Annotated in this window: 13 protein-coding genes and 1 pseudogene; 6 read left to right on the top strand and 8 right to left on the bottom strand. The window is 70.8% G+C overall.

Annotated elements, in window-relative coordinates:
• The first annotated feature begins 166 nt into the window (after window positions 1-166).
• The 3 genes from ACZ6QO_RS14280 (at window position 167) to ACZ6QO_RS14290 (ending at window position 2,793) form a co-directional block, all read left to right on the top strand.
• Window positions 167-1,027 carry a deoxyribonuclease IV gene (locus tag ACZ6QO_RS14280; RefSeq protein ID WP_465850769.1) on the top strand — a complete coding sequence of 287 codons (861 nt, stop codon included), beginning with the start codon at window positions 167-169 and terminating at the stop codon, window positions 1,025-1,027.
• Window positions 1,028-2,068: 1,041 nt separating this feature from the next.
• Complete coding sequence (locus tag ACZ6QO_RS14285) at window positions 2,069-2,440, top strand: type II toxin-antitoxin system RelE/ParE family toxin (protein ID WP_465850770.1); 372 nt, start codon at window positions 2,069-2,071, stop codon at window positions 2,438-2,440.
• Entirely contained in the window at window positions 2,437-2,793 is a 357-nt protein-coding gene (locus ACZ6QO_RS14290; protein WP_465850772.1) for a helix-turn-helix domain-containing protein, read from the top strand. Before ACZ6QO_RS14285 ends, ACZ6QO_RS14290 begins: the two co-directional genes overlap by 4 nt.
• A gap of 198 nt (window positions 2,794-2,991) precedes the next feature.
• On the opposite strand, the gene ACZ6QO_RS14295 is transcribed toward ACZ6QO_RS14290, so the two are convergent.
• On the bottom strand, window positions 2,992-3,402 hold the full coding sequence (locus ACZ6QO_RS14295; protein ID WP_465850773.1) for a carboxymuconolactone decarboxylase family protein: 411 nt from the start codon (window positions 3,400-3,402) through the stop codon (window positions 2,992-2,994).
• Between the two features lie 164 nt (window positions 3,403-3,566).
• On the opposite strand from ACZ6QO_RS14295, the pseudogene ACZ6QO_RS14300 reads away from it, so the two are divergent.
• Window positions 3,567-3,656, top strand: a pseudogene (locus tag ACZ6QO_RS14300) (sigma factor); the annotation flags it as partial.
• 31 nt (window positions 3,657-3,687) lie between these two features.
• Here ACZ6QO_RS14300 and ACZ6QO_RS14305 read toward each other — a convergent pair.
• From ACZ6QO_RS14305 to ACZ6QO_RS14320, 4 genes are all read right to left on the bottom strand, one after another.
• Window positions 3,688-3,924, bottom strand: a complete 237-nt coding sequence (locus tag ACZ6QO_RS14305; RefSeq protein WP_465851144.1) for a hypothetical protein — start codon at window positions 3,922-3,924, stop codon at window positions 3,688-3,690.
• A 60-nt stretch (window positions 3,925-3,984) separates the two neighbouring features.
• A complete protein-coding gene (locus ACZ6QO_RS14310) occupies window positions 3,985-4,845 on the bottom strand; it encodes a LytR/AlgR family response regulator transcription factor (RefSeq protein WP_465850775.1) in 861 nt (286 codons plus the stop codon).
• 73 nt (window positions 4,846-4,918) lie between these two features.
• Window positions 4,919-6,109: a histidine kinase gene (locus ACZ6QO_RS14315; protein ID WP_465850777.1), complete on the bottom strand. Its 1,191-nt coding sequence runs from the start codon at window positions 6,107-6,109 to the stop codon at window positions 4,919-4,921.
• A gap of 95 nt (window positions 6,110-6,204) precedes the next feature.
• Window positions 6,205-6,813, bottom strand: coding sequence for a sulfite oxidase-like oxidoreductase (locus tag ACZ6QO_RS14320; protein ID WP_465850779.1), 609 nt, complete (start codon window positions 6,811-6,813; stop codon window positions 6,205-6,207).
• A 341-nt stretch (window positions 6,814-7,154) separates the two neighbouring features.
• Here ACZ6QO_RS14320 and aroF point away from each other — a divergent pair, with 341 nt between their 5' ends.
• Window positions 7,155-8,192 carry a 3-deoxy-7-phosphoheptulonate synthase gene (gene aroF / locus ACZ6QO_RS14325; protein ID WP_465850781.1) on the top strand — a complete coding sequence of 346 codons (1,038 nt, stop codon included), beginning with the start codon at window positions 7,155-7,157 and terminating at the stop codon, window positions 8,190-8,192.
• A 119-nt stretch (window positions 8,193-8,311) separates the two neighbouring features.
• Here the strand turns inward: aroF and thiI are convergent, their stop codons facing one another.
• Window positions 8,312-9,538, bottom strand: a complete 1,227-nt coding sequence (gene thiI, locus ACZ6QO_RS14330) for a tRNA uracil 4-sulfurtransferase ThiI (RefSeq protein ID WP_465851130.1) — start codon at window positions 9,536-9,538, stop codon at window positions 8,312-8,314.
• A gap of 305 nt (window positions 9,539-9,843) precedes the next feature.
• Between thiI and ACZ6QO_RS14335 the strand changes: the two genes are divergently transcribed.
• Window positions 9,844-10,728 (top strand): MHYT domain-containing protein, encoded by an 885-nt coding sequence (locus tag ACZ6QO_RS14335; RefSeq protein ID WP_465850782.1) that lies wholly within the window; start codon window positions 9,844-9,846, stop codon window positions 10,726-10,728.
• Window positions 10,729-10,784: 56 nt separating this feature from the next.
• On the opposite strand, the gene ACZ6QO_RS14340 is transcribed toward ACZ6QO_RS14335, so the two are convergent.
• Entirely contained in the window at window positions 10,785-11,810 is a 1,026-nt protein-coding gene (locus ACZ6QO_RS14340) for a 6-phosphofructokinase (RefSeq protein ID WP_465850784.1), read from the bottom strand.
• A gap of 152 nt (window positions 11,811-11,962) precedes the next feature.
• Window positions 11,963-13,000 (bottom strand): lactonase family protein, encoded by a 1,038-nt coding sequence (locus tag ACZ6QO_RS14345; RefSeq protein WP_465850785.1) that lies wholly within the window; start codon window positions 12,998-13,000, stop codon window positions 11,963-11,965.
• Window positions 13,001-13,086: the final 86 nt, after the last annotated feature.

Raw genomic sequence — 13,086 nt, forward strand, 5'->3', positions numbered from 1 at the left:
CAGCTAGTGGAACAGCCGCGGGCGGGCGCGGTCCAGCGGCGGGATCTCCCAAGTGGGCGGGCGCATCGCCATGGTTTTTCGTGTCATGCTCCAACCCCCGCCGCCCAGCGCGCCGCTGAGGGGGTTCCCACGAGCACCGAAGGCGCTCCCATAAGCTGGAAGCATCATGACGGTAACCTCTCTCATCGGCGGCCACGCCCTGGTCGCGGGCGGTCTGGCGACCGGCGGCCTGCGCTACGCGGCCGAGATCGAAGCCGAGATCATCCAGGTCTTCGTGACCAATCCGCGCGGCTGGGCCCTGACCGCGGGCAAGCCCGCCGAGGACGCCGCGCTGCGCGAGTCGGACATCCCGGTGTTCATCCACACGCCCTACCTGGTGAACATGGGCTCGCCCAGCGCCGACACGCTCGAGAAGTCCGTCGAGAGCGTCCGGCACGCGCTGCGGCGCGGCGCCGAGATCGGGGCGCTCGGCGTGGTGGTCCACACCGGGTCGGCGGTCACCCAGTCGCGCGACGACGCGATGCGCCAGCTCCACGAGCACCTGCTGCCGCTGCTGGAGGAGATTCCCGAGGACGGCCCCGATCTGCTGCTGGAGCCGATGGCCGGCCAGGGGCGGATGCTCTGCGCCACCGTCCAGGACCTGGAGCCCTATCTCGCGGCCCTCGACCACCATCCGCGGGCGAACGTCTGCCTGGACACCTGCCACGCCTTCGCCGCCGGGCACGACCTCGCCGCGCCGGGCGGGGTCGCGGAGATGCTGGACGCGCTGCACGCCGTCGCGCCGGGACGGCTGAAGCTGCTGCACGCGAACGACTCCAAGGACCTGTGCGGGTCCAAGCGCGACCGTCACGAGAACATCGGCGCCGGGCACATCGGAGCCGACGCCTTCGCCGACCTGCTGCGCCATCCGGTCGCCGCCGGGGTCCCTCTGTGCATCGAGACGCCCGGCAAGGCCGAGAAGCACCGCGAGGACATCCTGCTGCTGAAGAAGCTCCGCGAGTCCGCCGCCGTCGCACCCGTCCACTGAGACCGCCGATCTCGCGACCGCCGTACCCGTTCGCAGGGACCGCGCCGATCACGGGGTCGGAGCGGTCCGGCACTGAGGTGCGGGCCGGGCGGAGTGTTCGCCAACGGGATCCGGCCGCCCCCCTTGGGCCGGATCACGTGCGGGGCCTTGCGGCCGATCGGCGAACACCCCGCCCGCCTGGGCCGACGGGCCCTACCCCCCGGTAAGGGCCCGGCGACCATGGCGGTCGCCGGCCACCCGCGCGGGCGCGGGAACTCGGCGATCACCATCGGGTCCGCGTAGCCAAGGTCCGTCCGGCCCAACAGGGCTGGTGTCCCCCCCGGTCACGCACTGTGGCTCTTCGACGCGGACGACATTACGGTGTGTCATCCGGGTCGCGTGGGTCCTTCGGGTTCCGCTCGCCGAGCGGTCAGTAGCCAGCGATGTGCGGAGCGTAGTGGCGCGACGAGCGGCGTCCCACGGCCGACGAGCGGCAGCACGGGGGCTCGCGCGCGAGCCGCCGGGGCGTCATCCCTCGCTTCGGAAGGCACGGCATCCGGCCTCCGGATGGATGACGCCCCGACCGGCTCACCAGGTCTTGCCGGCCTGCTCCCGGATCGTACGCTTGAGCCGGTTGAACCGGATACTGAGCTGGCTGCCCTGAGCAGCGAAACAGGGATGCAGGTCAGGGCGGACCGGCTGACCGTGAGTGTCCGCGAGCAACTGTGGTTCCCCGTACTATCTGGCACGGATCTGGCACGCCATCTCGGCATCGGGGTCACTCACTACGGTGAGCGCTGTGCCGCCGTAGTGAGGTCGTCCGGCACGAATGATCACGAACTGGTGGCCGTTGCCATACCCCTGGGCACTCCAGCGATTCCGTCAAGCCCTGGTGGTCTGGACGGGCTCCTGGCAGATCATGATCTGCATCTGCGGTGTCAGATCCGGAGCGGTTGAGTCGCTGATCTGGGACAGCGGCCGGGAGCGAGATGCGAACGCGGTGTCAGGCCTGGTGTTCATCCACGCCACGAGTTACCATTGAGGACATATACCATTGAGGGTATGTCTCAGTGGGAGATCGGTCTAGAGCCGGAGGTGGAGTCTTGGCTGGACGGGCTTCCCTTTGCGCTCTACCAGCGGGTTATGCGAAATGTGGACGACTACCTCGTCAGCGGCGGCATCCCCGATGGAGACCACGTGAAGAAGTTGAAGGATGCCGAAGGTGTGCACGAACTGCGTGTCGCTCTGGACCGCACGACCTGGCGGTTGACCTTCTGGAAGCCATCCAACAAGGTGATCGTGGTACTGACTGTCTTCCGCAAGACCCAGGACGGGACGCAGACCGCCGACATCGACCGAGCGATCGCTGCGAAGAAGCGGTGCGAGGCAGAGCATGACCTGACCGTCACGCACGTGTTCGAGAGGAGCGCATGATGGGTCACAGCCGTTGGGAAACCTACAAGGCGAAGCGTCTGCGCGAGATGGAAGCGGATGCGCAGCCCCACCCCGAATACGAGCAGGCGGGCCGTGACCTGGAGCTCGGAGACCAGTTGCGTGAAATCCGTAAGCGCCGAGGCCTGTCTCAGAAGGTCGTTGCGGAGCGCTCCGGGATGTCCCAGCCCGCCCTGTCTCGCATCGAGGGCGGTGGCGGCATCCCAGACATAGCGACATTGCTGCGCCTCGGCGTGGCGATGGGGGTACGGTTCCGCGTCGAACTCGTCGTCGATGACGACGCTACTGAAATCGAGCCTCTAACGGTGCATCACCGACAGTTCGTGAACGTATAAGTTGCAGAATGCCGCTTTGAGTCTCAATCCGCAGAGCTTCTGCTGCTCCTCCGGCAGTGGCGGTCCTCCGCCGTGGTGGCAGGCTTTGTTCGGGAGTGATCAGCGCTAGCTAGGGGGACGAGGAAGGCCCAGCTCTAGATCGCATTCGTGAGCTCGGCCGTGGTGTTGGAGCGGGTGATGGGCATCGGACCCGCGCTGTCAGCTTGGGAAGAAGTTGGTCAGCGCGATCTCCAGGTTGATCGCGGCCAGCTGTGTCTCGTCGAAGTGCGCCGCGGCGGCGTCCCAGATCTCGACGGTCACGCCTGGTGCGCCGTCCTGGATGCGGGTGGCGGCCTCGGTCAGCGCGAGCGCGGCCCGCTCCGCCTCGGTCAAGAACGGCGTGTCGCGCCAGGTGACCACGTTGTGCAGCCGCCCATCGGTCTCTCCCTGCTTCTTCGCCGACTCGACCCCGGCGAAGACGCACGGGCTGCAGCCGTTGATCTGGCTGGCGCGCAGGTGGACCAGACCGAGCAGGCGCGGGTCGACGCCGCCGGCGTGAATCGCCTTGTAGAGGTGCTGGACCGCCGTCATCACGTCGGCGTTCGCCCGGCTCTTCATGCGTGCTTCCATCAGTGGAGCTCCTTCATCAGTTACCCGAGCCCGTCCGGGCCCGTCATCACCCATGACGGAATGGATCCGAGGAAGGTAACAACATGTCCGATACCAGCCCGGCAGACCCGGTGGGCGAGGCGTTCGAGGTCCAGCGCGACCGGCTGCGCGCGGTCGCCTACCGCATGCTCGGATCGCACGCCGACGCCGAGGACGTGGTCCAGGAGGCCTGGCTGCGCCTCTCCCGGCAGGACGCGGCGACGATCGACAACCTCGCGGGCCGGCTGACCACGGTGGTCGGCCGGATCAGTCTGGATGTCCTGCGGTCGCGCCAGGCCCGCCCTGAGGCGCGACGATCGGCTCACCGACCTCGTGGTGACGGCCGACGACGACCCCGCGCCCGAGGACGCCGTGGCGCTCGCCGACTCGGTCGGGCTCGGTCATGGCGTTCACCATCGTCGAGGGCCGGATCGCCGCCATCACGACCGTGATCGACCCGGCCAGGCTCGCGTCGATGGACCTGCCGGATCCGGGGTGAGCCACCGCCGAGCGAGAGATGGCGGTACTGCGACGCACCCGTGCCTTGGTCGGGGGTGAGGTGCTCTAGTCGTCGGTGGAGGGCGTGGGCGCCGGGTCGGTCGTGGCGGTGGTGGGGCCTGCGGCGGGAGGCGGCAGGGGGCGGGGGAGGCCGCCTGGGGGGACGGGCAGGTGGGCCGCTTGCGGGAGGGGGGCGCGGAACTGGCGGACGAGCTGCTCGCGGACGCGGCGGCTGTGGCGGCGGCTCACCGGCAGCGTGGTCTCTCCCACGCGTAACACGATGCGGCCCTCGTCGAAGCGCATCTCGGTGACGTGCCGGGCCGACACCAGCGTGCTGCGGTGTATCCGGATGAACCCCGAGGACGCCCAGCGGCGTTCCAGGGCCGCCAGCGACATGCGCACCAGATGGGTGCCCTCGGCGGTGTGCAGGCGCACGTAGTCGCCGCTGGCCTCGGCGTAGGCGACGGCGTGCTGCGACACGAAGCACGTGCGCCCGCTCAGCTCGACCGGGATGACGTCGTCCACCGCCGCCTCGGCCGCGGAAGGCCCGTAGGCGGCCTGTTCCAGGCGGCGCACCGCCTCGGCGACCCGGTCGGGGCGCAGCGGCTTGAGCAGGTAGTCGACGGCCTCCAGCTCGAACGCCTGCACCGCGCGGTCGTCATGCGCGGTGACGAAGACCAGTTTGGGCGGGCTGGGGAAGGCGCCGACCAGCCTCGCCAGGTCGAGGCCGTCGAGGCCGGGCATGCGGATGTCGAGGAAGACGCCGTCGAGCCGTTCTCCGGCACCGATCATCGCGACCATGTCCTGCAGCGCCGCGACCCCGTCCGAGGCCGTCAGCACCTGCTCGACGCGGCCGTCCTGCCGGAGGAGGTAGGCCAGCTCCGACAGCGCGTGCACCTCGTCGTCGACCGCCAACACACGGAGCATGGAGACCAAACTGCCGTCCGCACCGCCGCTCGGGCAAGCCCTCTATCAACATTCAGTCGTGACCCGAATGCGGTCAGTTATAGTTTGGCCGGATTTTCGGCACCCGCATGCGGACCGTGGTGCCTTCGTCCGGGGCCGTGTCGATGACGAGCCCGTACTCCTGGCCGTAGATCTGGCGCAGCCGCACGTCGACGTTCGCCAGCCCGATGCCGCCGCCGTCGCCGCTGGGCGGCTCACCGGCCAGCAGCCGCCGCACGCGCTCGGGCTCCATGCCGGCACCGTCGTCCTCGACGGTGATGTGGACCTCCTCCCCGGCGTCGCGCACCACGACGCTCACCTCGCCGGACCCGCCGCCGCGGCGGATGCCGTGGGTGATGGCGTTCTCCACCAGGGGCTGCAGGCACAGGAACGGCACGGGCACCGGCATGACCTCGGGGACGACGTCCACGACGTAGCGCAGCTTGTCGCCGAAGCGGGCCCGTTCCAGCAGCAGGTAGCGGTCGACGCAGGTCAGCTCGTCCGACAGTGTGGTGAAGTCGCCGGCGCGGCGCAGGGCGTGCCGGGCGAAGTCGGCGAAGTCCAGCAGCAGTTCGCGGGCCCGGTCGGGCTCGGTGCGGGTGAAGGAGGCGATCGTGGCCAGCGAGTTGCAGACGAAGTGCGGCGAGATCTGCGCCCGCAGCGCCCGCGTCTCGGCCTCCATCGCCCGCCGGCGCGTGGCGTCCAGTTCGGCCAGCTCAAGCTGACCCGACGCCCACTTGCCGACCTCGGTGACCGCCCGCACCAGGGGGGCGCCGACCTGGGGGTCGTAGGCGGCCAGGGCGCCGATGACCCGCCTGTCCACGGTCAGCGGCACCACGACGGCGCCGCGGATGGCGCAGTCCTCCGCCTCGCAGAACAGCTCGTCCCCGGCCACGAGGTGCGGCCGCCCACCGGCGAGGATGCCGTGGACGTGCCCGATGAGGTCGCGCACGTGGGCTTCGCCGGGCGGCTCGCGGCCGCCGTCCCAGGCGAGCACCTGGTCGGTGGAGGTGACGGCGAGGGCGGCCGTGCCGACGAGGGCGCGCAGGTGGCGCACGGCCCTGCGGGCGGAGTCGCGCGACAGCCCGGCCCGCAGGTAGGGGGCGGCCATCGCGGCCAGGTGCAGCGTGTCGAAGGCGGTGTCGCCGGCCCGGTCGCGTGAGCCGGCGTCGCCGCGACGGCGGCCCACGCGGTAGGCGACCAGGCCGCTCAGGACGCACAGCAGCGCCCACCCGGTGTGCAGCATGCGGGCAACCGTAATCGGTGACCAAGTGTGATCGTGTGGGAACCCGGACAGGGCCCGAGCGGCGCCCTGCTCGGCGGATCCGCGTGGGCGGCGCGCTAGGCGGGGCCCTCGCCCGGCTCCTCCTGGTAGGCGTACCGCTGCTCGCGCCAGGGGTCGCCGACGTTGTGGTAGCCGCGTTCCTCCCAGAACCCGCGGCGGTCGCCGACCATGTACTCCACGGCGCGCACCCACTTGACGCTCTTCCACGCGTACAGGTGGGGCACGATCATGCGCACGGGAAAGCCGCGCTCGGCCGTCAGCGGCTTCTCGTCCAGTTCGAGGGCGAACAGGGTGGAGTCGCGGTCGAAGTCGGCGAGGCGGAGGTTGGCGCTGTAGCCGTACTCCCCCCAGATCATGACGTGGGTCACCTCTGGCGCCGGAGGAACGGCCGCCAGCAGGCCGGCGGCGGGCACGCCGCCCCACTCGTTGCCCATGAGCGAGAACTTGGTGACGCAGTGGAAGTCGGCGATGACCGCGACGCGCGGCAGGGCGGAGAACTCCGGCCAGCTGAAGCGGATCTCCTCCCCCGACGCCGTGGCGCCGAAGACCGACAGGTTCCAGCGCTCAGGCCGGAACTGCGGGACCCGGCCGTAGTGGAGGACCGGGCGGCCACGGGGGACGTACTGCCCGGGGGGAAGACGAGTTTCCTCGGTTGGATCCGGCACGCAGCAATCCTGCCATCGCGGTCCCGGTCACCCGCCATTGGCTCCCGGTTAACCCCGGGGCCACCCCCGCCGCGCGCCGCCCGCACCCCGCCTCGCGGACCGCCGCGCCCGCGCGGGCGGGTCCCGGCGCGCCGGGATGGGTTATGCTGGCGGCGATGCGTACTGCGTTTGAGTTTTGGTATGGCGACGGACCCGTGGAGCGGACCGTTCGCCGTCAGATGCTGCGCTGACCGGCAAACGTCGACGAAGGCCCCGGGTCCGAACGGACCCGGGGCCTTCGTCGTTTCCCGGGCGTCCACCAGGCGACCGCCACGCCGCGGTCCAGCAGAAAGGGCACCACCATGGTCATCGTCATGGCCCCCGAGGCCACTCAGCAGGACGTCGACGCGATCGTCGACCTCGTCGCCACGGCCGGCGGTGACGCGTTCGTCAGCCGTGGCGTCAACCGGACGATCATCGGTCTGGTCGGGGACATCACCCAGTTCATGAACCTGAACCTGGGCGGCATGACCGGCGTGGCCGATGTGATGCGCGTCTCGACCCCCTACAAGCTCGTGAGCAGGGACAACCATCCCGAGCGTTCGACGGTGCGGGTGGGCGGGGTGCCGATCGGGCCGGGCACCGTGACGCTGATCGCCGGGCCGTGCGCCGTGGAGACCCCGGACCAGACCCTCGCCGCCGCGCGGATGGCGCAGGCCGCCGGCGCGACCCTGCTGCGCGGCGGGGCGTACAAGCCCCGCACCTCCCCGTACGCCTTCCAGGGGCTCGGTGAGAAGGGGCTGCGCATCCTTGCGGACGTGCGCGCCGAGACCGGTCTGCCGATCGTCACCGAGGTGGTGGACGCGCACGACGTCGAGCTGGTCGCCTCCTACGCCGACATGCTCCAGGTCGGCACGCGCAACGCGCAGAACTTCGCGCTCCTGCAGGCCGTCGGGTCGGTGGGCAGGCCGGTCATGCTCAAGCGCGGCATGAACGCCACGATCGAAGAGTGGCTCATGGCCGCCGAGTACATCGCCCAGCGCGGCAACCTGGACATCGTGCTGTGCGAGCGCGGCATCCGCACGTTCGAGACCGCGACGCGCAACACCCTGGACATCTCGGCCGTGCCGGTGGCCCAGCGGCTGGCGCACCTGCCGGTCATCGTGGACCCGTCGCACTCGGGCGGCCGCCGCGACCTGGTGCTGCCGCTGACCCGCTCGGCGATCGCCGCCGGGGCCGACGGAGTGATCATCGACGTGCACCCGACCCCCGAGCAGGCCCTGTGCGACGGCCCGCAGGCGCTGGTGGACGGCGACCTGGAAGAGCTGGCCGCCATCATGCGCGACTTCCCGCCGCTGATGAACCGCACCGCCGCCACCAGGCTCACCCCCGTGGCCTGACCCCGGCGAGGCGGGCGTGCCCGGCGCCGCGGCGACCGTGGCACGCCCACCTGCGGGCCGGCACGGCCCTCTCCGGCGCGGCGACGCCGTCCCGGACGGGGCCGGGCCCGCCCGGTGGGTCAGACGCCGGACGGCGCGACGTCGAGCTTGTACTCCTGGATGGAGTCGGCGAGCTGGACGGCGAGCTCCTCGGCGTCCAGGCGCTTCTCGATCTGCCGCAGGTCGGCGATCTTGGCGGCCGTCTCGGCGCGGCGCGGGGTCAGCAGGGTGCAGCAGTCCTCGTCGGGCAGCTCGGAGATCGCCAGGGTGCCGATGCGCCGCGCCTCCGCCATGATCTCGGTCTTGTCCATGCCGATGAGCGGACGCAGGATCGGCAGGTCCACGGCGTCGTCGAGCGCGGTGATGTTCTGCAGCGTCTGCGAGGACACCTGGCCGAGCGAGTCTCCGGTGACCAGCACGTTGCGGCGCAGGCGGTGGGCGACCTCCTCGGCGGTCTTGAGCATCAGGCGGCGCTGGGCCACCACCTGCAGGCGGTCGGCGCCGGAGGCCTTGAGCGACTGCTGCGCCTTTCCGAACGGCACCACGAACAGCCGCGCGTTGCCCTGGAACTTGCTCAGCTCCCGCACCAGCGCGTACGCCTTGTAGATCGACTCTGAGGTGGTGAACGGGATGCCGGAGAAGTGCAGGAAGTCGACCTGCAGCCCGCGCCGGAGCATGCGGTAGGCGGCGACCGGGGAGTCGATGCCGCCGGACATCAGCACCAGGCCGCGCCCGCTCGTGCCCACCGGGAGGCCGCCCTGGCCGGGCAGGCCGTCGGTGAAGACGAACACCTCGTCCCTGTCGACCTCGATGTGCACGGTGAGCTCGGGGTTCTTCAGGCTCACCGGCAGACCGTACTTGTCGTTGATCTCGCCGCCGACCATGCGGTCGAGCTCGTTGGAGCGCAGCGGGAACCGCTTGTCGCGGCGGCGGGAGCGCACGGCGAAGGTGGCGCGGCGCTCGACCTCGGGGCGGCCGGCGACCAGTTCGAGCGCGGCGGCGGTGACGGCGTCGGGGTCCTTGGCGACCCGCCAGGCGCGGTGGATCCACACCAGGCCGACCACGTCGGTGAGGCGCCGGGCGATCGCGTCGGCGGTCTCGACGCCGGTGCCCTCGGGCAGCAGGATCGCGATGACGCCGTGGCGCTGCCGTACGTCGATCTTGACGCCGAAGCCCTTCAGCGCCGCCTTGATGTTGGCCTGCAACTGCCGCTCGAACAGCTCGCGGTTCCTGCCCTTGAGGACGACCTCGCCCAGTTTGAGGAGCACGCAGGGCTCGCCCAGAGCTGACGGGGGCACGACGGACATGGGGTTGCCTCCGGCGGGGATGGTGGAGTCGGGGTGGGTCGCGTGCGGGCGGGAGGTCGTCCCGCGCTGCGGCACTCCTCAATTTATCCCGGATCCGGGGCCGCCGGATCCCCCCGCCTCACGTGGCCGGCGTCAGCCGCGCGGCCTCGAGGGCGCGCACACCCGGCCGGGCACGCAGCGGGCCCTCTTTTTCGGCTGGAAGAAACCCAATAATCGGAGAAACCGAATAGCATCCGCGAAAGGCCCTGATGTCGCGAATAGCCAGCACGGCCCCCAAAAGATCATTTGTCAGGTAAGGAAGCTCAGTGTCGCATATCGACCACTTCTCTCAGGGAGTGTTCACCCCGCTGGCCGCGTACGCGATGTCGGTCATCGGGTCCCTGCTCGGCCTGCTGCTGGCCTCCCGGACGCGCGGCATACGGGGCGCCTCCCGTCTTCCGTGGCTGGCCGGCGCCGCGCTCGCACTCGGCGGCACCGGCATCTGGGTGATGCACTTCATCGCCATGATGGGGTTCAGCGTCGCCGGAACGGCGATCACCTACGACGTCCCGCTCACCGTCGTCTCCGCCCTGGTCGCCGTCGTCATGGTGGGCGTCGGCCTGGCGCTGGTGTCGCGGTCCGGCGAACGCCTCCCGGCCCTGCTCGGCGCGGGCGTGCTCACCGGGGTCGGGGTCGCCGCGATGCACTACCTCGGCATGGCCGCCATCCACATGGCCGCCGTCAAGCACTACGACCCGCTGACCGTCGGGGCGTCGGTGTTGATCGCGGTGGTCGCCTCGACCGTCGCGCTGTGGTTCAGCCTGCGGGTGGAAGGCTGGCCGGCGACGACGGGGGCCGCGCTTATCATGGGTTTCGCGGTCGTCGGCATGCACTACACCGGCATGTTCTCGCTCAGCGTCACTCTGGATCGCTCCAAAACCGCTGAAGCACTCGCGGGCGCGCCCGGCCTGAGCTTCCTGCTGCCGCTGCTCATCGTGATCAGCCTGATCACCCTGGTGCTGCTGCTGGTGGTGATGCTGTCGCCGTCCCGCGAGGAGCGCGAGAGCGAGGAGAGGCTGATCGCCCAGATCGAGCGGCACCGCGCCCAGTTCGCCGAGCACGTCCCCCCTGCCGTCGCACCCCGCGCCCAGCCCGGGCCGCCGCCTGAGGAGGGGTCTCTTTTCCGCCGCCGCGACACACCCGGGTCGTGAGACGCGCGCCGCCCCGGCCGCGACGGCCGGGGCGGCGCTGCCGCTCGGAGCTCCGATCAGCCGAAGAAGACCTCGGCCTCCTCGTAGCGGGACACCGGCACGGTCTTCAGCTCGGACGTCGCGGCGTCGAGGCCGACCCGGACGATGTCGGTGCCCTGCAGCGCGACCATCTTGCCGAAGTCGCCCTCGTGGGCGGCGTCGATCGCCTGCAGGCCGAAGCGGGTGGCGAGCACGCGGTCGTAGGCTGTGGGGGTGCCGCCGCGCTGGACGTGGCCGAGCACGGTGGTGCGGGCCTCCTTGCCCGTGCGCTTCTCGATCTCCTTGGCGAGGAACTCTCCGATGCCGCCCAGGCGGACGTGGCCGAAGGCGTCCAGCTCGCCCGCCTGCAGCGCCATCTGGCCCTCGATCGGGTGGGCCCCCTCGGCGACCACGATGATCGGCGAGTAGCGGGTCTCGAAGCGGCTCTCGACGTACTCGCAGACCTTGTCGATGTCGAACGGCTTCTCGGGGATGAGGATGACGTTGGCGCCGCCCGCCATGCCGGCGTGCAGGGCGATCCAGCCGGCGTGACGGCCCATGACCTCGCAGATCAGCGCGCGGTGGTGGGACTCGGCGGTGGTGTGCAGGCGGTCGATCGCCTCGACGGCGATGTTGACGGCGGTGTCGAAGCCGAAGGTGTAGTCGGTGGCGTTGAGGTCGTTGTCGATCGTCTTGGGCACGCCGACGACGTTCACGCCGCGGTCGAACAGCTGCTTGGCGACGCCCAGGGTGTCCTCGCCGCCGATCGCGATGAGCGCGTCGACGCCGGTGTCGGCGAGGTTGGCCTTGATGCGGTCGACGCCGCCCTCGATCTTGATCGGGTTGGTGCGCGAAGAGCCGAGGATGGTGCCGCCGCGTGGGAGGATGCCGCGCACGGTCGCGATCTCCAGCGGCATCGTCTCGCCCTCGAGCGGGCCGCGCCAGCCGTCACGGAACCCCACGAACTCGTGGCCGTAGACTCCGATGCCCTTGCGGACGACGGCGCGGATGACCGCGTTGAGCCCAGGGCAGTCTCCGCCTCCTGTGAGCACGCCGATACGCATGACGGGTTCCTCCCGATGAGGTACGCATTGAGATTTTCGAGTGAGATGCACGGCCGCCCCGGGCGCTTCGCGCGCTCCAGTGGCCGCCGATGGTACAGATTTTGCCCCAGCCACAATCAATGGTCTAGACCAACCGGGGTGAGAGGCCTTTCTCACACTACCGGTGATGCTCCCGTGGGGGCGGCGAGTACGCACGAAGGGCTGCCGATCTTGTAGCTTTCCCCGGCGGGCACGGGGATCCCGTCCCGCAGGACGAAGGTCGTCACCGCGTCCGAGCGCTCGTTGGCGACGTACATGCGATCGCCGGACACGGCGAAGTGGCGCGGCCACAGACCGCCCGATCCGACCTCGGCCACCTGCGTCAGGACGGCCTCCTCGCCGCCCGGCCGCCCGACCTCGAAGACGCCGATGGTGTCCGGCCCGCGGTTGCCGACGTACAGGTGGCGGCCGTCGGCCGACATCTCGACGTGGGAGACGTAGTTGGGCATGCCGACATGGCTGGCCGGCCTGCGGGCCAGCTCGCGCCAGGAGGAGTCGTACACCGCGACCGTGCCGTCCAGCTCGCAGCCGACGTACCAGCGGCCGTCGCGGTGGAGCATGTGGCGCGGGCCGCTGCCGGGCGCCAGCCGCACCGGGCCCTCGGGGTGCTCGGCCGGCCCCGCGCCGAGCAGGTAGCGCCGCACCTCGTCGGTGCCGAGGTCGGTGACGTGCAGGACGGCGCCGGGGCCGAACACCGCCTGGTGGGCGTGCGGCTCGGCCTGGCGGGCCGGGTCGGGGCCGTGCCCCTCGTGCGGGAACAGCTTGGGACGCCCCTGGAACAGGCCCGAGCTGCCGAGCCGGAACACCGCCACCGTGCCGTCGCCGTAGTTCGCGACCGCGAGCCACGTGCCGGTCGGATCCACGGCCACGTGACAGGGATAGGACCCGCCGCTCGCGCCGTCGGCGAGCAGCGTGGGGCCGTCCGGGTCGGCGGAGTAGGCGGCCACCCCGCCCTCCTCGCACTCCAGGGCCGCGTACAGCACGGGCAGCCGGGGGTGCAGGGCCAGGAAGGACGGCCCGGGAGCGCCGGTCTCGGCCAGCGCCCGCAGCGACCCGTCCGCCTGCCTGCGGACGACGCTCACACCCGGGCCCGTCCCCCCGGTGTCGGGTGTGTATCCGCCGATGTAGAGCAGCTCGCGCCCGGATTCCATGTGATCGACGATACCGCCACGACCCTGCCGCGACCTTGATCGGGGCCGCGGTATGGAACACGCGGCGCGGATGTGTTTGACTCGGT

The sequence above is a fragment of the Sphaerisporangium sp. NPDC049457 genome, assembly GCF_055586705.1.